The organism is Acinetobacter sp. YH1901134, from assembly GCF_013416965.1.
In the GTDB taxonomy this organism is placed as follows: Bacteria; Pseudomonadota; Gammaproteobacteria; order Pseudomonadales; family Moraxellaceae; genus Acinetobacter; species Acinetobacter amyesii.
Genome location: NZ_VPEW01000001.1, coordinates 74476 through 98240, shown reverse-complemented (window position 1 = coordinate 98240; position 23765 = coordinate 74476). Strand labels below are relative to the sequence as shown.

The 23765-nt window shown below is 38.4% G+C and carries 24 protein-coding genes and 1 pseudogene; 4 read left to right on the top strand and 21 right to left on the bottom strand.

From position 1 onward, the window contains the following. Positions 1 to 651: 651 nt before the first annotated feature. Positions 652 to 1935: a ribonucleotide-diphosphate reductase subunit beta gene (locus tag FTV50_RS00455; RefSeq protein ID WP_078191110.1), complete on the top strand. Its 1284-nt coding sequence runs from the start codon at positions 652 to 654 to the stop codon at positions 1933 to 1935. A gap of 88 nt (positions 1936 to 2023) precedes the next feature. Then, positions 2024 to 3418: a hypothetical protein gene (locus FTV50_RS00450; RefSeq protein WP_180023138.1), complete on the top strand. Its 1395-nt coding sequence runs from the start codon at positions 2024 to 2026 to the stop codon at positions 3416 to 3418. Positions 3419 to 3466: 48 nt separating this feature from the next. Here the strand turns inward: FTV50_RS00450 and FTV50_RS00445 are convergent, their stop codons facing one another. Beyond that, a complete protein-coding gene (locus FTV50_RS00445; RefSeq protein ID WP_180023137.1) occupies positions 3467 to 4636 on the bottom strand; it encodes a low temperature requirement protein A in 1170 nt (389 codons plus the stop codon). Between the two features lie 298 nt (positions 4637 to 4934). Between FTV50_RS00445 and FTV50_RS00440 the strand changes: the two genes are divergently transcribed. Beyond that, positions 4935 to 5387 (top strand): hypothetical protein, encoded by a 453-nt coding sequence (locus FTV50_RS00440; protein ID WP_180023136.1) that lies wholly within the window; start codon positions 4935 to 4937, stop codon positions 5385 to 5387. A gap of 28 nt (positions 5388 to 5415) precedes the next feature. Here the strand turns inward: FTV50_RS00440 and FTV50_RS00435 are convergent, their stop codons facing one another. Then, positions 5416 to 6087 (bottom strand): HAD-IA family hydrolase, encoded by a 672-nt coding sequence (locus FTV50_RS00435; RefSeq protein ID WP_180023256.1) that lies wholly within the window; start codon positions 6085 to 6087, stop codon positions 5416 to 5418. 98 nt (positions 6088 to 6185) lie between these two features. Here FTV50_RS00435 and FTV50_RS00430 point away from each other — a divergent pair, with 98 nt between their 5' ends. Next, complete coding sequence (locus FTV50_RS00430) at positions 6186 to 6953, top strand: hydroxymethylpyrimidine/phosphomethylpyrimidine kinase (RefSeq protein WP_180023135.1); 768 nt, start codon at positions 6186 to 6188, stop codon at positions 6951 to 6953. Between the two features lie 79 nt (positions 6954 to 7032). Here FTV50_RS00430 and FTV50_RS00425 read toward each other — a convergent pair whose 3' ends face one another. The 19 genes and pseudogenes from FTV50_RS00425 to FTV50_RS00335 form a co-directional block, all read right to left on the bottom strand. Beyond that, positions 7033 to 8085: a DUF1176 domain-containing protein gene (locus tag FTV50_RS00425; protein ID WP_180023134.1), complete on the bottom strand. Its 1053-nt coding sequence runs from the start codon at positions 8083 to 8085 to the stop codon at positions 7033 to 7035. Between the two features lie 89 nt (positions 8086 to 8174). Next, positions 8175 to 10610: an AI-2E family transporter gene (locus FTV50_RS00420; protein ID WP_257223836.1), complete on the bottom strand. Its 2436-nt coding sequence runs from the start codon at positions 10608 to 10610 to the stop codon at positions 8175 to 8177. Positions 10611 to 10748: 138 nt separating this feature from the next. Beyond that, complete coding sequence (locus FTV50_RS00415; RefSeq protein ID WP_218948040.1) at positions 10749 to 11195, bottom strand: nuclear transport factor 2 family protein; 447 nt, start codon at positions 11193 to 11195, stop codon at positions 10749 to 10751. Positions 11196 to 11220: 25 nt separating this feature from the next. Then, positions 11221 to 11904 carry a DUF2939 domain-containing protein gene (locus FTV50_RS00410; RefSeq protein ID WP_180023133.1) on the bottom strand — a complete coding sequence of 228 codons (684 nt, stop codon included), beginning with the start codon at positions 11902 to 11904 and terminating at the stop codon, positions 11221 to 11223. 238 nt (positions 11905 to 12142) lie between these two features. After that, positions 12143 to 12427, bottom strand: a pseudogene (locus tag FTV50_RS00405) (YegP family protein). Between the two features lie 273 nt (positions 12428 to 12700). Continuing rightward, positions 12701 to 13063: a 5-carboxymethyl-2-hydroxymuconate Delta-isomerase gene (locus FTV50_RS00400; protein WP_078191119.1), complete on the bottom strand. Its 363-nt coding sequence runs from the start codon at positions 13061 to 13063 to the stop codon at positions 12701 to 12703. 162 nt (positions 13064 to 13225) lie between these two features. After that, positions 13226 to 13567, bottom strand: coding sequence for a zinc ribbon domain-containing protein YjdM (locus tag FTV50_RS00395; RefSeq protein WP_180023132.1), 342 nt, complete (start codon positions 13565 to 13567; stop codon positions 13226 to 13228). Between the two features lie 157 nt (positions 13568 to 13724). Next, positions 13725 to 14093: a DUF488 domain-containing protein gene (locus tag FTV50_RS00390; RefSeq protein ID WP_180023131.1), complete on the bottom strand. Its 369-nt coding sequence runs from the start codon at positions 14091 to 14093 to the stop codon at positions 13725 to 13727. 45 nt (positions 14094 to 14138) lie between these two features. Beyond that, on the bottom strand, positions 14139 to 14585 hold the full coding sequence (locus FTV50_RS00385) for an SRPBCC family protein (RefSeq protein ID WP_078191122.1): 447 nt from the start codon (positions 14583 to 14585) through the stop codon (positions 14139 to 14141). Positions 14586 to 14914: 329 nt separating this feature from the next. Next, a complete protein-coding gene (locus FTV50_RS00380) occupies positions 14915 to 15301 on the bottom strand; it encodes a ribonuclease E inhibitor RraB (RefSeq protein WP_078191123.1) in 387 nt (128 codons plus the stop codon). Between the two features lie 135 nt (positions 15302 to 15436). Next, positions 15437 to 16372 carry a hypothetical protein gene (locus FTV50_RS00375; protein ID WP_180023130.1) on the bottom strand — a complete coding sequence of 312 codons (936 nt, stop codon included), beginning with the start codon at positions 16370 to 16372 and terminating at the stop codon, positions 15437 to 15439. A 498-nt stretch (positions 16373 to 16870) separates the two neighbouring features. Beyond that, on the bottom strand, positions 16871 to 17536 hold the full coding sequence (locus FTV50_RS00370; protein WP_078191125.1) for a pseudouridine synthase: 666 nt from the start codon (positions 17534 to 17536) through the stop codon (positions 16871 to 16873). Between the two features lie 85 nt (positions 17537 to 17621). Beyond that, positions 17622 to 18080 carry a GIY-YIG nuclease family protein gene (locus FTV50_RS00365; protein WP_180023129.1) on the bottom strand — a complete coding sequence of 153 codons (459 nt, stop codon included), beginning with the start codon at positions 18078 to 18080 and terminating at the stop codon, positions 17622 to 17624. A gap of 1422 nt (positions 18081 to 19502) precedes the next feature. Further along, a complete protein-coding gene (locus FTV50_RS00360) occupies positions 19503 to 19760 on the bottom strand; it encodes a hypothetical protein (protein WP_180023128.1) in 258 nt (85 codons plus the stop codon). 105 nt (positions 19761 to 19865) lie between these two features. Then, on the bottom strand, positions 19866 to 20075 hold the full coding sequence (locus FTV50_RS00355) for a hypothetical protein (RefSeq protein WP_180023127.1): 210 nt from the start codon (positions 20073 to 20075) through the stop codon (positions 19866 to 19868). Between the two features lie 218 nt (positions 20076 to 20293). After that, positions 20294 to 20785, bottom strand: a complete 492-nt coding sequence (locus tag FTV50_RS00350) for a DUF2569 domain-containing protein (RefSeq protein ID WP_180023126.1) — start codon at positions 20783 to 20785, stop codon at positions 20294 to 20296. 147 nt (positions 20786 to 20932) lie between these two features. Further along, positions 20933 to 21508, bottom strand: coding sequence for a DUF4126 domain-containing protein (locus FTV50_RS00345; protein ID WP_111884815.1), 576 nt, complete (start codon positions 21506 to 21508; stop codon positions 20933 to 20935). Positions 21509 to 21635: 127 nt separating this feature from the next. Next, positions 21636 to 21851, bottom strand: coding sequence for a hypothetical protein (locus FTV50_RS00340; RefSeq protein ID WP_180009912.1), 216 nt, complete (start codon positions 21849 to 21851; stop codon positions 21636 to 21638). A 125-nt stretch (positions 21852 to 21976) separates the two neighbouring features. Continuing rightward, positions 21977 to 23734 carry an ATP-dependent endonuclease gene (locus tag FTV50_RS00335; protein WP_180023125.1) on the bottom strand — a complete coding sequence of 586 codons (1758 nt, stop codon included), beginning with the start codon at positions 23732 to 23734 and terminating at the stop codon, positions 21977 to 21979. Positions 23735 to 23765 lie beyond the last annotated feature (31 nt).

Here is a 23765-nt window from a genome sequence, read left to right as displayed (position 1 = left end):
TCACGTGGCCTCTCTGAAAATCTCTATAACGTTGGCCGCGTATAGCGTAATTATTCTGAAAGGAACGATTATGAAAAAAAGAAAAGATATCTTTGGAAGAAAAATTGATTTAACCACTGAAGAACGTAAGTCTCTTCAAGCGGTTGTAAGTTTTACAATAACAATACTGTGGGCATTGAGATTCAGAGAGTCTTATGTAGCACATGTTTTGTTGAAGTGTATTAGTTTAATTTGCTCTAAAATATTCAAATTAATCAAAACACTATGGGATATATGTATTTTGACAGCTATACCATACTTGGTATTTAAGCTATCAATTTACTTACAAAATATAGCTAATCCGTTCATTTGAATGGATTAGCAATAATTAGGAAATCACCATGCCACATATGACGCATAACTATCAGTTAGGGCTTATCGCCTTGGTGGTTTCCTTTATTTTGACTTTTTATGTCCCGATCGCCTATTTCTGGTTCAAGGCATATAAATCGCGTAATCAAAATAAGTAGTGGGGATATTTGCTCTACCGAACACTTTTAGAGCAGTGATCGACAAAACTTAATTTTGCTTACACAAATTGAGCGTATAGTAGGACATCTCAGCGACGCTGGATGTCTATAAAAGATATAAAGCAACGAAGAGAGAACTGTTATGTCTATCCTAAGTTGGGACGATTTCGAAGATGATGAACCGAAACAAGCTGCACAAGCTCACCAGCCTGCGCCCGTCGAACCGCAAAAAACGACTGATTCGCAAGTGGTATCTAATGCACAGCACTCATCGCCGAATTTGGCAGCTGCACAACCCGCTCGAACCAGTACAAATCGACCAACAGATCCAACCGATCCGTTGGCAAGAGCATCTAACGCTCTAGAAAATCTAGACGTTGCACCTGGCTTAGAAGAGCTAGAAATGGGTGCTCAGCGTGTTCAAGTTGACGATAAAGCGATGATCAACTGCCGCGCTGACTTAAACCAACTTGTACCGTTCAAATACGAATGGGCTTGGCAAAAATATCTAGACGGTTGTGCAAACCACTGGATGCCGCAAGAAGTGAACATGAACCATGACATCGCACTTTGGAAGTCTGAAAATGGCTTAACCGAAGATGAGCGTACCATTGTTATGCGTTCTTTAGGTTTCTTCTCGACTGCGGATTCATTGGTTGCAAACAATTTGGTTCTTGCAATCTACCGTCACATTACCAACCCTGAATGCCGTCAGTACATCTTACGTCAATCATTTGAAGAAGCGATTCACACGCACGCTTACCAATACTGTATCGAATCTTTAGGCATGGACGAAGGCGAAGTCTTCAATATGTACCGTGAAATTCCTTCAGTGGCTCGTAAAGCAGCTTGGGGTCTAAAATATACACAATCTTTAAGTGATCCTACGTTCAAAACAGGTACACCTGAAAACGACCAAATCTTGCTTCGCAACTTGATCGCGTTCTACTGCGTACTTGAAGGTATCTTCTTCTACTGTGGTTTCAGCCAAATCTTGTCTATGGGTCGTCGTAACAAGATGAATGGTGTTGCTGAGCAATTCCAATACATCTTACGTGATGAATCTATGCACTTGAACTTTGGTATCGACATGATCAACCAAATCAAGATCGAGAACCCTCACCTATGGACTGCTGAGTTCCAAGAAGAAATCATTCAAATGATTCTTGAAGGTACAATGCTTGAAATCGAATATGCACGTGACACTATGCCACGCGGTGTATTGGGTATGAATGCAGGCATGATGGAAGAATACTTGAAGTTCATCTGTAACCGTCGTTTGAGCCAATTAGGTTTACCGGAACAATTTGCTGGTGTGAATAACCCATTCCAGTGGATGTCAGAAATGATGGACTTACGTAAAGAGAAGAACTTCTTTGAAACTCGCGTAACGGATTACCAAACTGGTGGTGCGTTAAGCTGGTAAGATAATATTGTTGTTCACCTTTTTCTAAAGGGAGGGATCATTCCCTCCTTTTTTTTTACTTTATAAAAATATTAATATAGAGGTAACAATGAATACATCCGTAGATATTGAAGAACTAAATAATCAAGCTAATGAACTAAATACCAAAGAAATTAGTGATGAACTATTTATACAGATTTACACAGCAAAAGATCTCGCTTGCACTGAAACAGCAAGCAATAATCAATTAGTTAAATTATTAAAAAATCAGGTCGATGAATACAAACTATCTAATCAAACAGGTAAAATAATTTTTGATGAATTTATATTTATTAATACAATAGGCTTCAAACCTGCGCATGAAGGTAAATTTGAACTTAGCTATACAAATCTAGCCAACAACTCTGTAAAAACAATTAAATCTCAAATCAATGATAAAGGACGAATAGTTTTTATTATTAAAGATACTGTTTCAAGTATTAGTATAAAATATGACCGAGATAATTTATTTTCTTCCAAAAGTGTAAAAATTACAGATTTTTGGATATTTGGTTTAAATCTTGAAGCATTTAATCAAGAGGTTAGCTATCTAAAAAAACTATTTGATGATAGAGCCGAATTCACAAAAGAATTTGAATATATCAAAGCACAAATTCAAAAAGGTAAAAATGAAATCAATCAGAAGAAAGAGGAGATTGATCAATATATAATAGAAAAAGAATCATTAATTGCGGAGCTAAACAAAAAAACTGAAGAGTTGGAATCAACTAAGGATGATATCAAATCAGTAATACAAAATTTAGATACAAAAAAGGAGACTTTAGAATCACAAATTTCAGCTAAAAATACAGAGTTAGACAGATTAAAAACAAATAATGAAGACTTGAAAAAAACAAATATTAAAATTGAAGCCAATATTACAGAGTTAGAATTCAAAAAAGATAACTTAGCAAAAGAAGTCAATTTAGTCCCTGATAATTTAATTGGGTTTAATAAAAGGACAAATGACTCCAAACACACTTATTATTGGTTAAGTGTAATTCCATTATTAATTTTAAGTATTCTCTTTTTTTGCGCGTGGTCAAATATTACATCACTAGCAAATTCAGATACAGTCGACACACTAGAACAAGCTTATATTTTACTTATTAAGCGCCTACCATTAACCTTTTTAATATTAACCCTTGTATCTATTCTGATCGCCCTACTTTATAAAATGCTTAGGCATCTAATGGAAATTCAGCAACAAGAATTGAGCCTTTCTAAAATTAGTGTTCTAGCGCGTGATATTGCAGATAGCGAATATCTACATCTATCAGAAGACGAAAAACAAGAGTATCGCATACAATACAAAATGCAATTAATTAGAGAATTCTTCAATTCTGAATTTAAAAGATATCAAGAATTTATAAAAGTTGAAAAAACTGATGAAGATGAGAGCAGTAAAAACTTCTCAACTACTACACACCAACTTAAAAAACTGATTCAAGATAGAAAAAAGTGACTTTATATAGAAAACCGCCATAAATGGCGGTTTTTTCTTGCTGGAGAATCAGCCCTTCAAATAACACGTCGATAGAATCAGCCTTAGTGCATATACCACTGCCATCGCAAATATTGCATAACCTGCGGGTGTGATAAACAACGGAATACACAAAACAATCACTACGGTTAAAGGATATAAAAGTTTTCTAAAACCACTTTGATGATGCAATTCATGGAGTAAATATAAACTTGTCGTATAAATCACAAGGCTGATCGCCACAAAGTAGCTTTCTTTTTCAGAACTAATCAGTGCCTCATGCGAAACTACATCAACTGCGGCAGCTAAACCTGCACCAATCGCCGCGATACTAATAAAGACAAAGAAATGTCCATACCCCCAAGTAAATGCCATTTTTCGGCTATTTAAACGCTCTGCAATACTGGTATCAAAATAAGACCACCACATGGTGAACATCATCATCAGGCCGCCTACCATCAAAAAGATCAGTTCAGTACTAAAACGCTGATTCGTTAAAGCATCGGTTATGGCAATCGAGCATCCAACAATAGATTCGCCTAAAACGATAATGGTGAGCAGTGAATATCGCTCTGCAATATGATGCGCATGCCAAGGTGTACGGCTTGCAGCCTCTGCAAAAACTGGCACAGACAGTTCAGCAATTGCGAGCAAAATGAAAAGATAAACGGTGAAATGCAGCGGCGAAAAATGAAAGAACAGCCACCCCACTTGTACCAGTATGATTCCAAACGCATAGCGTAATGCAGTGTTCCGACGGGACAGATCATGCTTAGCAACGCGAAACCACTGCGTAACTAAGCCGAGACGCATAATGGCATAGCCAATCACAATTACGTCAAAATCCTGCTTTTGAAAAGCGCTTGGAATACCAGCAGCAATGACCAAAGAGCCAATGATCTGTACGAAAGTTAAGATTCGATAGAGCGCATCATCATTATCATATGCCGAGGCAAACCAACTAAAGTTCATCCACGCCCACCACAAAGCAAAAAACACCATGCCATACAGCGTTAAACCCTGAGCCAAATGATTTTCAACAATGGCATGATGCAGTTGCTGCCCTGCTGTTGCGATCGCGACCACAAAGATCAAGTCAAAAAGCAATTCTAAAGAGGTCGCGACACGATGATGCTCATGTGGATCACGTGGGTGCAAAGGTTTGAGCCACTGAGTAGGGAATAAAAATGATTTGGACATAGCATTCAGCTTTATTGTTTTCTGTCTGAATTTTTTCAAAAGCCTGAAATAGTTACAAGGTCGATTACATAAATCAGATGAGAAACAGTTTTCTAGAAAAAGGATAATGGTTTTAAAAACCTACTTAAGCGTTAGATATTTCAATCGTGGAAGTTAAAAATTCAAAGTGACAAAACTGCGAAAGACATTTTAAAACAAAAACTCGATAGATCGATGTGTTTTTTTATATCTCAGCTATATTTTTCTCTAAATTTTAATGACATACTGCTAGTAATTAAAAAAATAATGAAATCTAAAAGTGATGTTAAAAGAAAAATTAGCGTCTTTTCCTGACGCAGTTTGGGTACAGATCCATAATGATCAAATGCAAGTTTTAACGCGTGATCATCAAATGGTAGCCGAACAAAACTGCCCTCTGGCGTTTATAGAACGCGGAAGTTTTGTCCGAAACTATCATGTTGCAGAACAGTGCTTCAACCAACTCATACAACAGATCCACTTCAAGTGGTATGAGTTTGGACAACCGGTTATTTTTATTCAGTTAAAAGAACGCTTATGTGAAGAAGTCAGCGCGCTCGAGCTACGAGCCATTCAAGAAATGGCACTAAGCGCAAATGCACATTTTGTATTTGTTTACGACAAACATGGTATCGCACTCGAAGCAGAAACCATCAAAAATGATGAGTCACCTTTGCTCAAATGGTTTTTCTGTGGGCTGATTTTTCTGATTTTGCTGATTATCTTTAAATAATCAGCATCATTCATTAGGTTCGGTGCAACTACGACACTTTCTGCTGCTGCAATTGCTCAATACTCGAAATCAAATCGCTAAAACGATCAATCACCAAAGCCGGTGCAGCCGTTTGAATTTCTTCTGCACTACCATAACCATAGTTCACAGCAATACTCGGCACTGCATTACGGCGTGCGCCTAAAATATCGTACTCACGGTCTCCCACCATCACACATTCCTTCGCATCCAACTGTTCTTGCTGCAAAATGTATTCAATTAAATCTCCTTTGTTGGTGCGCTCACCGTTCAGTTCACTGCCATAGATCACAGTAAAATATTGTGCCAAATCAAAATGTTCTAAAATTTGGCGAGCATAGACCGTCGGCTTTGCTGTAGCAACATACAAGCGAAAACCTTGCTGTTGTAAAGTTGCTAAAGTTTCGGCAACGGCAGGATAGACTTTATTTTCAAATAAACCGGTAACGCCAAAGCGCTCGCGATAACCTAGTAAAGCCTGATCTGCAAGTACATTATGTACATCGACATTGAGGATTTTTGCCAAAGAGGCTTTTAAAGGCGGCCCAATGATCCAATCGATATTGGTCTCATCCGAAATGGGATGTCCAATTTTCGCCAGTCCATAGCGTGCTGAAGTGGTAATGCCTACTTTTGGATCTGTTAATGTTCCATCGAGATCGATCAATATATTCTTAATCACAGCTTTTACCTTATCCATTCACTTCTGCAAAAATACTATCGAGTGTTCGCTCAAAGTTGCCTATACTATCGTAAATTTTGTGTAATAAGGACATCATTGTGCGCCCTACTGTACTGTGCTTTTCAGGTCTTGACCCTTCAGGTGGTGCAGGACTGCAAGCGGACATTGAAGCCATTGGTCAAAGTGGTGCACATGCTGCCATTGCGTGTACAGCATTAACCGTTCAAAACTCACAACAAGTGTATTCGTTTGAAGCAACCTCTCGCGAGTTATTGTTGGCTCAAGCACATGCTGTCGTCGGCGACCTCCCTATTCGCTGTGTAAAATCAGGAATGTTAGGAACGACTGAAAATATCGCGGCTCTCGCTGAGTTTTTACGTGAACATCCCGAATATCATTATGTTCTCGACCCCGTTTTAGTTGCCAATAGTGGTGGTTCTTTGGGCGATCAAGCAACGTTGGTCAAAGCCTTTGCGGAATTGACTCCGCTTGCCACTGTGCTTACACCTAATACCGTAGAATTACGCGCACTCACAGGTGAAGACGACATATCTAAAGCTACAGCAAAACTTTTTGCGATGGGCGCTCAAGCGGTATTAGTAAAAGGTGGCCATGAAAATACGCCAGACTATATCCAAAACTCGTTGTACATTCAGGGTGAATTAGTTTCTGAAACCCGTTGTCCACGACTAGATGGGGAATATCACGGCTCAGGCTGCTCATTGGCGAGTTTTATAGCTGGGCGATTAGCCTTAGGTGATGAGCTCAAAGCAGCTGTTCATCATGCCGAAACATGGCTATTTGGTGTGTTGAAAAGCGCTGAATCACCTGTTGTGGGCGGACAAAAAATTCCAAAACGTTTTTAGTATTGTTGGTTATTCATGTTAAGCCGATAAAAACTACTTTATATGATTTAAAAGCCCTGTATATCAGGGCTTTTTGTAATTAAGAGTCGAGTTGAACGCGATAGACCAAGGTTGGAATTTCCCATGCACCGCCAGCAAATCCTTTGCACTGTGTGGTTTTTGCCATATAAGTTTGGATAAAGCGCTGACCGTTCCACGACCATTCCCCTTTACTTTGACAATCGCCAATGCCTCGTCCACGTTGGTTGGAGAAAATTTGTCCTTCACTAAACCCACTTCCAGAAAAGGTCACGGATTGTTTGATTTGCTTTAAGTTACGATCCATCAGCCAATAGCCATTACCACTGTTATATGCCCCACGCCAACATGGCACTTCGACCAAGGCATTTTTTCCATTGATTGGAAACACCACGACTCGATCATCCTCTAAGAAATTTGCATCAAAGAGTTGAGGACAATCTTCCACTATGGTTTTTTTCTTAATCAAGCCAAATAATTGTTTGGCTGTGGGCGCATTGACGGCATACCGTGTTTGTAAGCCCTTACTATAATTTTGAATATACACTTTCGGAATACTTTTCGGTTTGAGTACATTGGCCGAACTGCTATTGGCTTTACGCAATAATGCCGAATTTGTCCCTATGCGCTTTTGAAAATCATCCATACGGAGCAAAACCGCACTAGCGCCCTGCACAGACAATAACCATGTTTTGTTGTTGCCTTTCCACACAATCGGTTGATTGGCTTGTAAGGCTTGAATCAGTTTTTGAGTTTGAGCTGCACTTAACTGACCTTCCGCAGTTTTGGCATCAAGCTGCACAGTTCCCTGATTTTTACCTAAAGTGTAAAGTTGAAGCGGTTTATTTGCCGCACTTAACGTTTCAGGATCGAGTTTCACTCGTGCGCTGACTTGCGCTTGAGCGCCCGCAGCACGTTGTAATAATACAGAAATAGCGGGCTGATTACCCTCCGCTTGATAACCTGCAACGCGACAAGTCCCCGTATTATCACAAGCGATTTCCCAATCCTTATGTGAAAAATAATTTCCTTGAATTTGAGCAAAACTCACACTACAACCCAATGCAGCAACGTAGCCCAATAAAAGTTGCCAGATGACATTATTTTTGTTCATGTCTTTGGCTCGAATAATTATATTAGAGCCATCTTAGAATGCTTTTCACTGAAACTCCAGTTTAAATGGATCTGCTACATGATTTAAATTTATAGAGATGAATCATTCAGTTGCTGTATCTCTTCACATTTTTTTCGTTTCGCATTTTCATCACTGAGCGTATTCATCAAATCTGCCGCTAGGTCTTTTAAAAGACTCATATCATCATCGGTCATTTGATTCGGCTGCCGATCTAAAACACAGAAACTTCCCAATGCCACCCCATTACGGTCTCTAAGTGCAACGCCTGCATAAAAGCGAATGCGGTTATGCATCAATTCAGGTAAATGCGCAAAGCGTGGGTCACGTTGTAAGTCTTCAATAATCAAGCGTTCATTTTGATACACCAAATGGCTGCAGATTGAGTCTTGTTTCGACTGGCGCACCTGCATCGGTTGCTCGGTAGCCTGAGCCAAAGGGCTACCTGGAGTATAGACCCAGTCTTGCTTGACCCAAGAAATTTGTGCATATTTCACATCGAAGGCTTGTCGAGCTTCTTCAATATATTGTTCAAAGATCGGTAAATTCCGCTCATCCAAAACATTCAGTTCTTCTAATGCTTTTAAGCGCTGCGCTTCAACACTAGGATCAGGCTCATCCAACCAAGATTCACCCTGCTTCAATTGAAAAGCTTCAATGGTTAATAACAAGTCATTCATATTATTGACCACTGCATCGACGGTGAAATTTTCTTTGATCGCATCTAATTGGGATATCTCATCACAGCTCCACAGTGCAAAAATCAGTTTTTTATCTGGAAACTGTGCCTTAAAAACATGGCTTAAAAGGCGAATTTGAGTTTCTGGTGCTGTATGGAAAATCGAAATACATACGATCTGAATATCCTCTTGGATATCATCTATACTTTGATGCTGATTTTGTATCAATACGTCGCTAAAAGCCTGAGCCGGAATACCGCTTAAGCTTAGGCTATGCGCCAACATAGCCGATACTTGAACATCAATTTCCCAACGTGCCCCGATACATAACACCGCTGCTTTCTGATCCTGCTGTGCCACTGGATATGCCCGTTGAAAACTATGATTAAACAGTTTTAATCCCTGATGTAAACGTAGTCGATGTTCAGCACTGGCCTCGGTGTTGTGGCCTCTCGAAAAAATCCGTATGGCTGGAATCGCGACTTTGGCATAAAACGCATTAACCCGACGTGCCTTGATTTCATCCGTCGCATCCTTCGGTAACTTTTCAGCAATAAAAGTCTGTGCAACATCCATGGCATCTTGCACATCATCAGCGACTAATCTTTGATAGAAGCGCTCATGCGGTGCCAATGCAGGTGTACTACCGATCAGGGTTTTAATAAAACCTAAGGATGGTACATAGCTCGAAAGCACCAATAAACATGCGGTTAAAGGCGTCGATAAAATTAAACCAATCGGCCCCCACACAGCCGTCCAAAACATGGCGGCAATAATAATGGCTAAGGTTGAAAGTCCGGTACTTTCCCCATATAACCAAGGCTCAATAATATTATTACTGACCAATTCCAAGAGCAAAATTAAACCCACTGTCCATAGCACCATATTCCATGTGGGATCTACCGCAAAAGCCAATGCAATGGGGAAAATCGCAGAAATCATTGGGCCGACATAGGGAACAAAGCGCATCACAATCGCCACCATTCCCCACATAATTGCTGCCGGCACCCCAATAAACCAAAGTCCCAAGGCCATCGGAATACCGTAGGTCACATTGACCATCAGCTGCATACGTAAATATTTACCGATACGATTGGCGGCTTCATCTAGTGCGTCTGTTCCGATATTTAAATTGCCGCCCAGCAGCTTAAGGAAACGGTCATGCAAATCTTTCCGATTGACCAAAATCAGAATCACAAATAAAAATACAATACCTGCGGTTGCCAAGGGATTGAGCACCCGCTCACTCCAAGCCATGACCGCTTCAGCCGTGGTTTGTTGTTGTCCAACCACTTCCACTTGCTGCACTTTAGGATTTTTCTCTTCAGGCACCACATCATCTATCGAGTTTTCAACAGTATCTATGGTGGTTTTTGCGCCATCCCAAACACTCGGGCCGCGTGCAAATTGACGAATAGAATCCATTTTCTTTTGAATCGTACCGTGATATTGCGGTAACTCTTGGCTTAATTGCCCCAGTTGATAACCCAAATAAGAGGCCGCGCCGGACAAAATCGCCAAAGCCAAACCGACCACAATAAATATCGATGGCATCTGTGGTAGTCCCCAACCTCGGAGTTTCATCACCAAAGGGTCAACTAAAAAAGCCAATAAGATTGCGAGTGCCAATGGAATAAAAATATCTTTACCAAGATATAAGGCCGCAATCAGCAAACTGCCGATGATGAATCCTGCCGTGATTCGAATCACTTTATGTAAATCTGCAGGGGGCATTTGCTTCGAGGCGTTCAGGTCTTGCAAGCCTTGCTTTTGACCTGATGGTGATGATTCAAAATCTTGCGCTAATTTATTATTTTTATGATCCATTTTCTTATCCTGAACGATGGTCATTATTTTTTAATTTAGGCTGAAGTTTTAGAACTGCATACGCATTTCATGTAATGATTTGCAAAGAAAAAAAATAGAGCGACATGGCTCTGTTTTCATACTGTGTTTTGAGATGAATTAAAAGATAATTACTTTACTTTGATGAGTCACAATATCCACTGGAACAGAAATATGTTGATGAACGATCTTCCATAGAGACTGCGTTTTTTTCATCCCAATGGTGTTACGACACCACGAGATCCCTGGCGTTGGTATCCCACTCTTATCATCAATTTTGGAATAACAGTGCAGAAAGGCAATATCAGGTTCTGCATGGATGACCAGTTCCCGCCTAAACACCTTTAAACCTTCACGAAAATACTCCCGATAAAATTCCCACATTTTTTGATATGCCATTAAGCCGCGCATTTCACAACTGGCATCAAAAAAGTTCACATCTGCTGCGCAGGATTCAGCAATATTCTCAATTTTCAATTGGCAGATAACCTCATCCCAATTGGCTAAAAATTGCAGAATTTCGTCAGCGGCCTGTTGGTCACCGACTATTTTGATTTTATCTTGCATCTCTGGCACCTATTTCTTTTATTTTTTATGAAGCATTATTCTGTGAGGCGTTTGGAAGTTGAATTTCAACGATCTTCCAGCTCCAACCTCGGCGTTGCATACTAAATACGGTATATGTTGCTTCGCTAAGGCCTTGGAGCGGCACATACAGATCAAATCGATTCCAAGCACTATAGCTTGCTTTGGGTTCAAGGGACTGGCTTTGTTTTAAAGCGACAGTAGTTGGAGTTGCATCCTTTTTGGATGATGTTGATGTATGAGGTTGTTCTGCGACCTTATTTTCAGCATGAGTGAATAGTTCAATCCCTGAGCTAATCATGCTCGGATTGGTTAGTTGGGTTATTTCTGGTAATTGGATCGACTCTTTTAATGCTTTGCCTTGTAAAAGCAGCATGATACTGTTTGGATTGACCAGACTGTCGACCAGCGTTGCACTGAGGACTGTGCTGAGCTGCCCACCCCACGACTGAGCGAATTCGGGTAAATGCTGTAGCCCAGTTTTCTGTTGAATGAGGTCTTTAACTTGTGGTTTTAGACTCGATTTGACTACGGCAAAATCGATATATTGAGCAATTTTTTCAGGTTGATTGTGCTCATAGGCTTGACGTATTTGGTACAGCACCCAATACGGAGACGCAATCATCCAACCCAAGACGATGATCAAGATCGCAATGAGCCCAGAATACAAAATATGATTCTGCTTATTCATCGTTCACCACTCTAGCCAGTGAAGTTGTGGTACTTCCTTGTACCGTCAAATAAGCCTGATCTAGATTGAATAGCATCCAACCTAACAGCGCTTATCTGAGAACCATATAGCTTTTGATCTTGTGATTTTGACGAGCCTTCAGGTTTGTTCATCTCGCTTTGGCTGTCTTAATCAGGTTGTTTCAAATTTAAGCTGTTAATTCTCTAATTTGGGTATTCGCACCATGGGTTTTAACTGACTAAATGCCTTTATCGCGCGATTGCTCACTGGCATAAAATTGGCTGATCCCAATAATATGATGGTTTGCCGCTTTCAGATTGAAATATGGTTTACCATTATTAACATTCAGTCGTTCAAAGCGACTATCATCTGCGCTGTTGTTTTGTACAGACTCAATCCCGTTTTGTGATGATGCTTACACTTTATATAATTCACTCGTTAAAATGATTTCACCGTTCCATGCTTTTGATACAAAACGAAACTGCTGATCATTAGAATGACTGATCTCGTACCATCCCGACATATGTTACCCCTTCATTTTCATTGTTTTATCTATTATTCGATCAGGATTTGTTGTTGGAAATTCAACCTGATCTACAGAATATAAATGAACTCGGTCACATTTTTCAATGTCTTTTTTGATCAGTGTCAAGGCTTAAAATTTAATCACTAAGAAAATGATTTTCAATAAATAATTCCAATAAAAAATAATCCGACCGAAGTCGGATTTCATCATTCTTTCATCATGATGTATTTGTGAATAGAGGCGCATTACTCAACGCATTGAATAAAGGCCTTAAGGACTGACGATCTGCTTTGAATATGTTGCTTTATTCATTTCTAATATTTCCACACAAAGTTGCACTTCTACTGCTGAAGCTGTGACATGTTGTTTCAACACGTCCAATAACAACAATGAAATTTGCTTTTGAACTTCAACCGTTCTACCCGTCAATAATGAAACTTTGGCATGCATATACGCATGTTGAGCGTGTTCATCCAAACCCACAACAAAATCTTCCTGAGCGACAGCTCGGCTCTTAATATCATTAATGGCACTGACATGACCCGATTCAAATAAGGCAGCGTTCAGCGCTTTAAGTAAAGGACGAGGCTCCAGCTCAAGGTTATTGGAATATTCCAAATGAATATGCGGCATAGTAAAGACATTTCAAACCCGTAATGCGTCTATTATGCAGGCTGAAAAATAAAATCTATAGCGGATTAGTTATCTATTTCATCTTTAAGTAGACATCCCAAGCCAAGTGTGGCCTTCGCTTAGGATGATTGAAGATTGCTTTAAAGCGAACAATAACGAAACTTAAACTTTTTTCACGTATTCAGATTTGAGTTTCATAGCCCCAATACCATCAATTTTACAATCAATGTCATGACCATCTGTTGCATCGGCTAAAAGACGGATATTTTTAACTTTGGTGCCAACTTTCACCACTGAGGATGAGCCTTTAATTTTAAGGTCTTTCACCACAGTAACCGTGTCACCATCGGTCAATACATTGCCATTGGCGTCTTTAATCACTAACTGTTCATCTGCAGCGCTTTCGCCTTCACGCCATTCATGTGAACATTCGGGACAAATCAGTAAATCACCATCATTATAGGTATATTCAGAATTACATTGGGGACAATTGGGTAAAGACATAAAAGACCTCAAAAAAAGATGGACGCAAAAATCCATAAAAACTTAATATAACATTTTTATGTATTTCATAAACTTAAAAACCATAAATTTCGTATGGTTTAATCACCTTGTGAAGGTCGTAAATTTCACAACGCTACAGCACTTGAAGGTTTAAATTTTAGATCTCTAATGAGGTATTTAATATTAACGCTTTTAAGATATGCGCATGATTTTTATCCGTATGTTTAGCCGCTGTGAGTAAGGTTATTGGCTCCTCTTTTTCCCATGCCCGCAGTTGTTCCAACTCGGCTTGATGTGGCTGTATTTCTTGTAAATAGCGCTGCTTAAACTCGACCCAACGAGAAGCCATTGCCTCATCTTGATGATACCAACGACGTAAATCTGTAGATGGCGTCAATGCCTTCGGCCACAAATCTAGCTCTGCGCTCACTTTACTGATACCACGCGGCCACAAGCGATCGACCAATATGCGTTTACCGTCATCTGGGCTTATCTCATCATAAATACGTTTAATGTGTACAGTCATTAAGCCCTCCTTCGCCTATTTGCAGTTTTTCAATCATTCGTCAGATTATTCATCGGGGATCGCTGGATTCACTAAAAAAGCCAGCAACTGTAAAGACTCCTGCCAACCCAAATAACAGGCATCAGGTGGAATAACGCTCGGCAACCCTGCCTGTACAATCGTCACTTCGGTTCCTACTGATACCGCTTTAAACTCAACAGTGACCTCGATTTCACCGGCCAACTCTGGCATATCAAATTGGTCTGTATAGCGCAGTAAATGATTCGGCACGACTTCATGATAATCACCATGGAAAGCGTGTGTGGTTCCCGTTGAAAAATTTTGAAACGACATGCGGTACGAGCCACCTACACGCACATCAGAATGTTCCACATGGGCAGTAAATCCATGCGGTGCCATCCATTTAACTAAAGCATCTGGCTCCACAAAGGCACGATAAACGCGCTCTACAGGCGCACTAAAAACACGATGTAATCGAACAGTATTGCTCATGATGATGTCCTTTTGTCATTGTTTTCACTGAATCATCCACATGCATTCACCCTCGCTTTATCGTCAATTTTTATCATACTGAAACGTTCTAAATGAAACAGCTTTGAGACGTGCGAGAAAGGTCATTGCTGTTCAATACTATAGCGAATCCTACAGATTGATCCCATCACTTTAACGCAATGCCGTGTTATGTTTTGTGAGCTGCATTCATATTAACTTAAATTTAAACTGTTTAAAAATAAATACTTAACCCAACATCCCTACAATTTAAAAAATAAAAACCCAGTTGAATCACTGGGTTCTTGTTGCTAAAGATGCAATAGTGAGACTTAGCTCAATTGTGCTTCATCTTCATCCAGATCATCATCTTCATAGATATAAGCCATACAACCCCAGCCGTCATATTCGCCCGAATGTTGTTCCGCAATTTTAATAAACCATTGCTCTAAATCAACGATATCTTCATAATCAGGTTCCATATAAACATAGACCGTGATAATCCATTCCACGCGATCTGATTCTTCATCTTGGAACAATGAAATTTTTTGCTCTTCTTTCAATAAGTACAATGCACACTGTTCAGCCTGCTCTTGAGTCGAAAAGGCAATTGAATATTCGATTTCGTGCGGCACAGATAGATCGTCACCATCTTGCTGCATCTGCCACAGCACATTGCCATTATCATCATCTGGAAATTGTTTAAAATCACGAGTCATTGTACTTTCCCTTATCGTTTATGAATTTTATTCTGTTGACTTAGATTAACGGATAATTGTTGCAATTTGCATTAGCGAAATCTCTTTCATCATAAAAAAAGACCGCCGAAGCGATCTTTCTTATAACAATTCAAATTAAACCACAACGTCCATATTGGCCTGAGTTTCTTTGAAATGTAAAACCAAAGCTGCCATTTTCAATTCTTCTAAGCGTAATTGTAGATAACTGTCGAGTACCCGTGCCTGACTAAAATGTACACCATGCGCATTGAGCAAGGTGAAATCATCCGCCAAAGCCTGCAATAACTCACCTAAGTTTTTGGTATTTAATTGGGCTAAATACAAATCAGCACGACTATTAAACACCAATGTAAATAATTGCATCGCAGCCAAACGACGTTCTTCATCAACATAATTACATTTTGCAGTCGATTGCTGCTCCATTGCATCAATCATTTTGCAACGTACCGCAGTCAAATTTTGCTTTGCCGCAGATTCATTCATGCCATCCATCAGCTGATCTAAAATACTCTGTAAAGGTAAAAAGAATGCTGACTGATAGCCCCGTATTTTGTTGTCCAAAGCACGGTTAATGTTTTCCAAATGCTGCTGATCCAGCGCTTGGCTATACAAACCCTTTAACTCGGCACGGGCTTGTTCCTGTATTTGTGATTTAGCTTTTTCTTGATATTTGCTCAAATACTGACGCACTTGTTCGATCTGTGCGCGAATATCATTCAACATGATATCGGCATTGGCTTTGGTGACTTCCACCAAACCATCAGCCTGTAAAGTTCGATACTCAACATATTGTTCAATATCCACAATATGTTGATATTTCGCTACTTTATCGACTTGGATTTTTAAGCCACTGTTTTGAATGCGTAATTGACTGATTTCATAATTCAGTTCATCTTGCTGAGACTCAGTTTCAGCCAGTTTTAACCGCGCACGATCGAAGTTTTCCTGCAGTGAACGTAGGGTTTTATCATTTTTCAATTTGCGGTTATATACAAAAAGGAGAGCCACAATTAATAGGATGATAAGGACGATTAAAGCAATATTGATCATTTACCAATCCTCAAAATAAGCTTCAATAATTTAAGTTTATTCCCCCCAGAAAAAACCTAAGTTACAAAAGTTAAAATCTATAATTCATTTCATATTAGCAGAACAAATGCAAAAAACCGTATTTATCTGACCAAATACACACTTGCACACAATTCAACTAAAATACTGTTTTAAATCAATTTAATAAAAAATTTTCATATTAAAAAACAATCAATCAATATTCTTTAGAAAATATAATAAAACTTTAGAAATGTTATTTATTTACTAAAAGATACAAAGAAACTTAATATTAATCTTTGTAAATATTTCACACACTTTATAGAGATATTTAAATCATTTATATATCCCCAGAATTGGGGATACAGTGTATATCATGATTTATTTTTAAGCAGAAAAACCTATTTAAAGCTGTAATTTTTCTTAGCTTGCTAAGCTGCATAAAATTTTCAATGCAACACAGCAGATTTTATGAACAGTGAGCATTCACATGAATATGCTTTAAAATTCTGCCGCGCAATGAATATGAACAGCTTGTTGGGTTAATGGCTGGGTAAATGCCAGATCGCAAGCATGTAACGCCATCCGTCCGAGTGAGCTCTGTTTGGCATTCGGGTGATACAGTTGATCCCCTGTAATTGGGTGCCCAATATGCATCATGTGTACACGTAGCTGATGAGAACGCCCTGTCACTGGTGTTAATAATACTCGGCTAATATCCTTGCTTGCGTCATAGCTAATGGCTTGATACAAGGTTTTTGAAGGTTTGCCTAATTCAAAATGCACCATCTGACGTGGGCGATTTTCCCAGTCCGTAATGAGGGGCACTTCAACACTGCCCTCACCTTCTAGCTTGCCCTGAACCAAAGCTACATATTGCTTTTGAACCGTTCGCGCTTGGAACATTTTACTCACCGCCACTTCTGCATCGCGGTGTTTCGCAAACATCAAAATGCCTGATGTTGCCATGTCTAAACGATGGGTAATTTTTGCAGCAGGATACTGCTCCAAAACACGAAGATAGGCACTGTCATGATGCTCAGGCAAACGTCCCGGAACCGACAGCAATTCCGCCGGTTTTTCGATGACAACCAAGTCTGCATCTTCATACAAAATACGTAGAGGACCTTGAGGCGGCGCATAGACAAAGTTGGGATCTAAAGGCATGGATAGACTGTGTACTGAGAGAATGTCGGCAAAATAACAACTGACTAATTCGCTGTCAATCGACTTTAACCGATCAGATCTAACCCTAACGATTATTGCTCCCCAATTTACCAAAGGCTGGTGCTAATGAATGAGACAAATCATCCTCCAGTAACTGTAAGATGCTTGCACTTGTGGTTAAAGGATACTGATGTAGTGTGATGCGATATTTGCCCTGAAACCACTGTGACAAATGCAAGGCATAAGTTTGTTTAGGCCCAAGACCTAGATGTTGTTTTAAACGGTTCTTTATACCTGTCCGTGATGATCCGACATACAGAATGTGATTGGGTTGATTTAACTTGGCGCAAGCATGGGTTTTCAATGCCTTAAATGCGGCATAATCCTGATATGTCTGCTGTATATCGCCACCAACCTGCTGTATCACATAAATATAATGTGCGTGTTGAGTAAGATCATCAAAACTTGAAAACTCAAATATACGCTCAGCTTTAGTCTGCTGTGCCTGCAGACAATCCTGTATCAATTGATCAAGATAACCCATAATAAAATTATTTAAAATTTAGATAGTTAAGCATAACAACTTTGTGAAAAAGGACAATCCGAAGCTTAGATTAAGTTTGAGTTGTTCTGCGTGATATTTATTACATCAGCAGTGATCAAAGTTTGTCTGGAATGAATGCGAAGTTTGGAATTTTGAAAAAGATGGAAGGATTTATTATTGATTGAATTCTTAAAAATTTTTTAGGGTGTAAGAGAAAACAGTGTTGTTTACTTCAACTATCATCACTTTGTAAGTCATGATCTTATAGCCTATAAACTTCTGGTTTATAGCGTCCTAAGCTGAATCGAGACCTTTTGGGTGAGTACTGTACTCGTGTTTTGCACCACTGACAGCATGCTACTCTTTTCAATCTCTATCACACCCTTGAGATATATAGTAGTGGTATCGATGAGGGATTGTTTCCCTGAAAATTACTGTTTTTGACTTATTTTAAAAATATTTTTCACATTTAAAGATATATTGAAAATATTTTCTTCTTGTATCATGTTTTAGCATTTTTTCCATCTGATAAATGACTTTTCCCGAGAATTTTCGCCATAGTTTATCACTCAAACCATCGGGATCATTTGAATTCTAGACAGGACTTTTAACCAATGAGAACTTGTATTGAAATGAGTTCTCCAACTGGATTAAGAGTCAATAATGCATACCACAGCGAGATTTGAAAATTGAGGTGTGCTTGAAAAAAGTAGCAAAAAGCACAGAAGCTATTCAATGCGATGAAAATGAAATTCGTTCAGATTTAACACTTGGCTTAGGACTATTTTTACGGGAGATGCCTGATGATCTTTAAGCTTATGGTGATTAAACGGGTGTGGTTTGTTTTATGCGGATTAAAGGAGTAATGATTCATTATTCTTTTTTATTTTGGCTTAAATTTTTGGGGTGGTATAAGAGAAAACAATATTGTTTACTTCAACTATCATCACTTTGTAAGTCATGATCTTATAGCCTATAAACTTCTGGTTTATAGCGTCCTAAGCTGAATCGAGACCTTTTGGGTGAGTACTGTACACGTGTTTTGCACCACTGACAGCATGCTACTCTTTTCAATCTCTATCACACCCTTGAGATATACTTTAACCAAAGAGGATCGGGATTAATTTCCTAAGTTTTTCTAATTTTCTACAAATTCAGCAAATTTTTTCAGCCATTTTAGGTTTAGCAGGATATTTTATCTTTTCAGCTCATTTCAGCGTTTTTTATCTGCAGATTTACCCAATTATAAGAAAATTTTCTTTTACAACAGACAAAACGTCCAAGCACAGCGTCAAATTTAAAAATATATCGCCGCTGAACATTCATCCCTTAACTTCATACAAAACTCCGCCCTTTGAGTAGAGCTCTAAGCCTATCCATGTTCTGCAGATATTAGGGTTGATCTTTTCAACGCATGATTGGTCATTGAGCTAAATAGCTTTGTACCCACTGTGCGCTAAACCACCAACCACTATATGCCGCCATACCACAAAGTAAATTGGCCAAAATTTTATTCATTCGACTGAGGTCTGATGCATATATTTTGAGATTGATCAAATAAGCAATCACAGCATATACCAGTCCAATCGCACCACCAATGATGATCAGGATCAAAGGCCATGCTGCATAGGCATGTGCCTGTGCTGGATATTTTGTAGAACGGATGGTTTCTGTGGTCATGCTGCATATCCTATTCATAACGCGATTACCTGCTTTAGTGAGCAATTTCTGCGCCATTTTTCTTGGATATACAGCGTTATTTCAAGGTTAATGCATGTTGAATTTCTAGCTTTGACTACAGCATTTATCGCAACCAACAACTTTTTCTGTTGGCCAGCTCATTCGTGCACGCTTATAAGCGAGTTCGAAATTGGCAAAATAACCAATCAATATTTGCTGGTCAAATTGCGGCATGTCTATGCACCCCTGCGTACCATTGTGAATTAAATGCGAGCCATTCGTTAAGGCATTTTCATCCACTATAAATTTAATCATCTACCATTCCCCTCATTATTTTTTATAAAATTCAAAAGATTAATAAATCCATATAAAAATTATGTGATTTATAATCACATAATAAAATTATGCCTTTATTGTTCAAAAATCAATCGGTATTTAAAGATTTTTTTAGCCGTCTCTTGGATGACTTAAACGCATAATGATGTGCTCTTTTAGGACGGATAGGTGCGATTGCTCGATAGTATTTTTTTCGCTTAAGCCGAGTGCTTTGAATGTTGAGTAAAGGTATTTTTCACTCGAACTGACATCAACAAATACGGCGTCCAAATCAGACAACCCATAGTACTCGTCGCTAACTGCATGATGGTCTCTGTATCAAATGCATTTTTATCAGTGAATAGCACACTCAAAATGGCACTATCACATAACTGTACCAATAAAAAACTTGCCATAAACGCAATATAGAATGTTGGAAAGTAAAGATGCTTACTAAAAAATAAGTAGACAGCACAAACTGAAAGTAAGAAAAATACAATATTTAAGATGCTTTCTATATAGAGTAAATACATCAGAGTTGGATAATAAAGTTCCGATTTTTGATCACTTATTTGACTTAACGCCTCATTTTGAAAAAGTTGATATAGGCTATAAATATTAAATGAAAGCAATAGTACTGATAGGAAAATTTTTATCCCCAACACAATAAGCCACCCGCCCAAACCTTTTAAATTCCTCTGATTGTTCATTTTTTTGTATCACTTCTTATAATTTTAATAATCTTTATCAAACGCTGAAAAACTCGGTTTCGGATTTTTATTTTTATATTTATTAAACAAAATGCAGATCATTCACTCTAAAAGATGGATTCATTTTAGAGTGAAATGTTGATTGGTTTATAAAGGGGTATCGACCTGTACAGTTCGTTTTTGGCGAATGCGGCGAACCAACCAGATCACGATTGCAATCACTAAGATCACCACGAAAAATGGGACTAAAAAGGCCAATACTGACAAGACTGCAGCGCCAATCCATTCCCCTGTAGATAAGATCGGATTTGCAACGCCACCTGTGGTTGCGGTAGATACGCCACGCGCAGCGACGGTACTCATTTGCACTGCTGTTGCTGTACCACCACCGACAATAATTGCTGCCGCCCAACTGGCAAACTGTGACATTTCACCTGAGCTTACTGCCATTGTGGCGATGGTCCCTGCAATCATGGCTGCAGGTGTTGAAATGGTGTCGAGGGCATTATCTACCCAAGGAATATAGTATGCGGCGATTTCACAAACCGTCGCAATTGCTAAGCCGATACATACTGCAGGCATAGACAACCATTCGAATCCTTTCATCGGTTCGAATAGTCCTAAAATTGAAGCAACACTCATCACTAATAAAGGTACAAAGACACGGAAGCCACAGGCAGCACTTAAGCCAATACCAATACACAGTCCTAATATTGTTTCCATGGGCTTCTCCGAATGGTCAAACGTACAATTTGTTTTTATGTATGCTGTGTTATACGTTAGCAAAAAGCCCTATCGAGTGATAGGGCTTTTCTTTCTAAACAGCGGATAACTGTTAGTGTTTTGCAGCTTAGGCATTCTTATTGTTAAATTGATTGCCTTGGCATTTGGTACACGGTGGTAAACGATCAGTACCAATTTCTAAGTAGACGCGGTGTCCGCATTGAACACAAAAATAGAAGCCTGTTCCGGGTTTTTGACCAGCAGTAACCATTTTTGTTCTCCATGTGTTTTTAGAAATGGTAGATTCAGTATAACTCTCTTGTGATGAATGTCTATTGGTCATTTCGACAATTGATAATGGCATTTAGGCAAAGCATAATTTCGATTGGAAATTTTGGCTGTATCTTAATTTCAAACACTCCTTATATTAAATTAGAATGAAAATATTAATCTATATGAAATTCTTAATTATTTTTGGATACACCAACTTGTAAATTCATTAATGTGAGTTGGATCTAGTACGACTTCTTCTAGGCTTTTCTCATCCAAATCCTGTTTAAACTTATACCATTCATTAGTTTTTTTTGTTTCAAGACAAAGATGCGGTTCTATTGCACCCGACCTCCACAACCAAATCGAATGTGTTATGAAATGCTTTCTTAACTTCTCAATCGGTTCATGTGCATTTGGTTGTTGGGCTAAAAGCTCATAAATTTCAGCCGCTTTAAATCCATCACCTCCTGATGGATAACGACCATTCAATTTAAAACCATGAATTGGCTGTATTTCACTAACAATATCAAGGCATTTACTTATATTGTGATTATCTTTATCAATTAGATGAAACTTTTGAGCTGAAAAAGCAAAATCCAAATCAGCTAATGCTTTCACTGGAATATTCATTTCTTTTAAAATATTAATCATACCTGAAATACTTTGTGAACCATTTGCTATAACTAAAGCTAGTTTCAGCTCACCCAAAGACTTACCTGTAACTTTTTTTATTAATGCTGGAAGAACTTGTTTTTCGGTCTCTCCTTCTGCGATTAGCACAGTGTCAGAAAATAAAATTTGACCTAAATTATAAGTTTCAAATAATAATCTTGCTTGTGCATCATGAGTATTTAAAACCTTAGTTATAGCCTCTTTTAACCGAACTTCAACTCTAGTTCCATTTGCATCTTTTCTTACAATATTTGTATAAGGAATATCATCATGTTCAATCATAAATGGCGAATGAGTTGTAAATACCACTTGATAGCCTTTTTTTGAAAGACTTTTCAAAGATGCTCTTAATAATTCAATTGCTTGAGGGTGTAAAAATAATTCAGGTTCATCAATCAGTAATAGATTTGTTTTTCCCTCTTTAGAAACATCTTTTGTGATTTCAGCTAAATGCCTAATTAATGTCATTTGGATAGCTCTTTGAGCTCCATGCCCCATATCACTAAAATCAGTTTTCCTATGATTTCCTTCTTCAGTTACTTTTATCTTTCCTTGTTTAAATAAATCATTAACATCAGGCGTTGGAATATCTATATTCAATTTTAACCCCGGGAAAAAATCTTCTATTTTATTGTTTATAGAATTATCAAACTCCTCAAAGTCTTTTAATCTTTCCTCACCATCAACATTAAGTTTTGAACCAATTACCTTTAATGCATCATTAATTACATCTACTTTTGTTGCTATAATTTCTTTTTGTAAAATGGCTATTAATTTTCCAATTGTATTACCTGCTTTAAATTTTGAAACATCTTCAGCTGAATCTTCCATAGAATTTATAAAAGTTGGCTCAGGGAATAAAGTTGTTATTGCTTGCGGTAATCCATTCGGATTGTTCCACTCATCATCATTTTGATTCGGAAGTTGTACCCCCATTACTACTGCATTTTTACCTGCACCAGGTCTTTCTTGTAAAAATCTAATTCTTATTTTTTCATCGTCTAAATATGGTTCTAAGCTTTTAAATTGTGTTTCAGATAAATGAGCCAAACTTTGCTCATTCAATCCATCTAATAAAGCAATTATTTGTATAGGTTTACTGCAATCATAAAAGCTACTCTCATCTTGCGCTTTCCCTCTCACAAGAATATCTATGCATTTTAATAAATTGGACTTACCAGCATTGTTATATCCTACTAATGCTGTAAACGATTCTAATTTTAAAATAGTCTCTTTACATGATCTAAAATTATTAATTTTAATTTCTGTAATACGATGCATTAAAATCCCCCGAAATTAAGCAAGAAAAACC

What these genes read in the sequence shown, in the direction of transcription:
- FTV50_RS00455 (WP_078191110.1), top strand. Translation starts at nt 652, where the DNA reads ATGTCTATCCTAAGTTGGGACGATTTCGAAGATGATGAACCGAAACAA.
- FTV50_RS00450 (WP_180023138.1), top strand. Translation starts at nt 2,024, where the DNA reads ATGAATACATCCGTAGATATTGAAGAACTAAATAATCAAGCTAATGAA.
- FTV50_RS00445 (WP_180023137.1), bottom strand. Translation starts at nt 4,636, where the DNA reads ATGTCCAAATCATTTTTATTCCCTACTCAGTGGCTCAAACCTTTGCAC.
- FTV50_RS00425 (WP_180023134.1), bottom strand. Translation starts at nt 8,085, where the DNA reads ATGAACAAAAATAATGTCATCTGGCAACTTTTATTGGGCTACGTTGCT.
- FTV50_RS00420 (WP_257223836.1), bottom strand. Translation starts at nt 10,610, where the DNA reads ATGGATCATAAAAATAATAAATTAGCGCAAGATTTTGAATCATCACCA.
- FTV50_RS00415 (WP_218948040.1), bottom strand. Translation starts at nt 11,195, where the DNA reads ATGCAAGATAAAATCAAAATAGTCGGTGACCAACAGGCCGCTGACGAA.
- FTV50_RS00410 (WP_180023133.1), bottom strand. Translation starts at nt 11,904, where the DNA reads ATGAATAAGCAGAATCATATTTTGTATTCTGGGCTCATTGCGATCTTG.
- FTV50_RS00400 (WP_078191119.1), bottom strand. Translation starts at nt 13,063, where the DNA reads ATGCCGCATATTCATTTGGAATATTCCAATAACCTTGAGCTGGAGCCT.
- FTV50_RS00395 (WP_180023132.1), bottom strand. Translation starts at nt 13,567, where the DNA reads ATGTCTTTACCCAATTGTCCCCAATGTAATTCTGAATATACCTATAAT.
- FTV50_RS00390 (WP_180023131.1), bottom strand. Translation starts at nt 14,093, where the DNA reads ATGACTGTACACATTAAACGTATTTATGATGAGATAAGCCCAGATGAC.
- FTV50_RS00385 (WP_078191122.1), bottom strand. Translation starts at nt 14,585, where the DNA reads ATGAGCAATACTGTTCGATTACATCGTGTTTTTAGTGCGCCTGTAGAG.
- FTV50_RS00380 (WP_078191123.1), bottom strand. Translation starts at nt 15,301, where the DNA reads ATGACTCGTGATTTTAAACAATTTCCAGATGATGATAATGGCAATGTG.
- FTV50_RS00375 (WP_180023130.1), bottom strand. Translation starts at nt 16,372, where the DNA reads ATGATCAATATTGCTTTAATCGTCCTTATCATCCTATTAATTGTGGCT.
- FTV50_RS00370 (WP_078191125.1), bottom strand. Translation starts at nt 17,536, where the DNA reads ATGCCTTTAGATCCCAACTTTGTCTATGCGCCGCCTCAAGGTCCTCTA.
- FTV50_RS00365 (WP_180023129.1), bottom strand. Translation starts at nt 18,080, where the DNA reads ATGGGTTATCTTGATCAATTGATACAGGATTGTCTGCAGGCACAGCAG.
- FTV50_RS00360 (WP_180023128.1), bottom strand. Translation starts at nt 19,760, where the DNA reads ATGACCACAGAAACCATCCGTTCTACAAAATATCCAGCACAGGCACAT.
- FTV50_RS00355 (WP_180023127.1), bottom strand. Translation starts at nt 20,075, where the DNA reads ATGATTAAATTTATAGTGGATGAAAATGCCTTAACGAATGGCTCGCAT.
- FTV50_RS00350 (WP_180023126.1), bottom strand. Translation starts at nt 20,785, where the DNA reads ATGAACAATCAGAGGAATTTAAAAGGTTTGGGCGGGTGGCTTATTGTG.
- FTV50_RS00345 (WP_111884815.1), bottom strand. Translation starts at nt 21,508, where the DNA reads ATGGAAACAATATTAGGACTGTGTATTGGTATTGGCTTAAGTGCTGCC.
- FTV50_RS00340 (WP_180009912.1), bottom strand. Translation starts at nt 21,851, where the DNA reads ATGACCAATAGACATTCATCACAAGAGAGTTATACTGAATCTACCATT.
- FTV50_RS00335 (WP_180023125.1), bottom strand. Translation starts at nt 23,734, where the DNA reads ATGCATCGTATTACAGAAATTAAAATTAATAATTTTAGATCATGTAAA.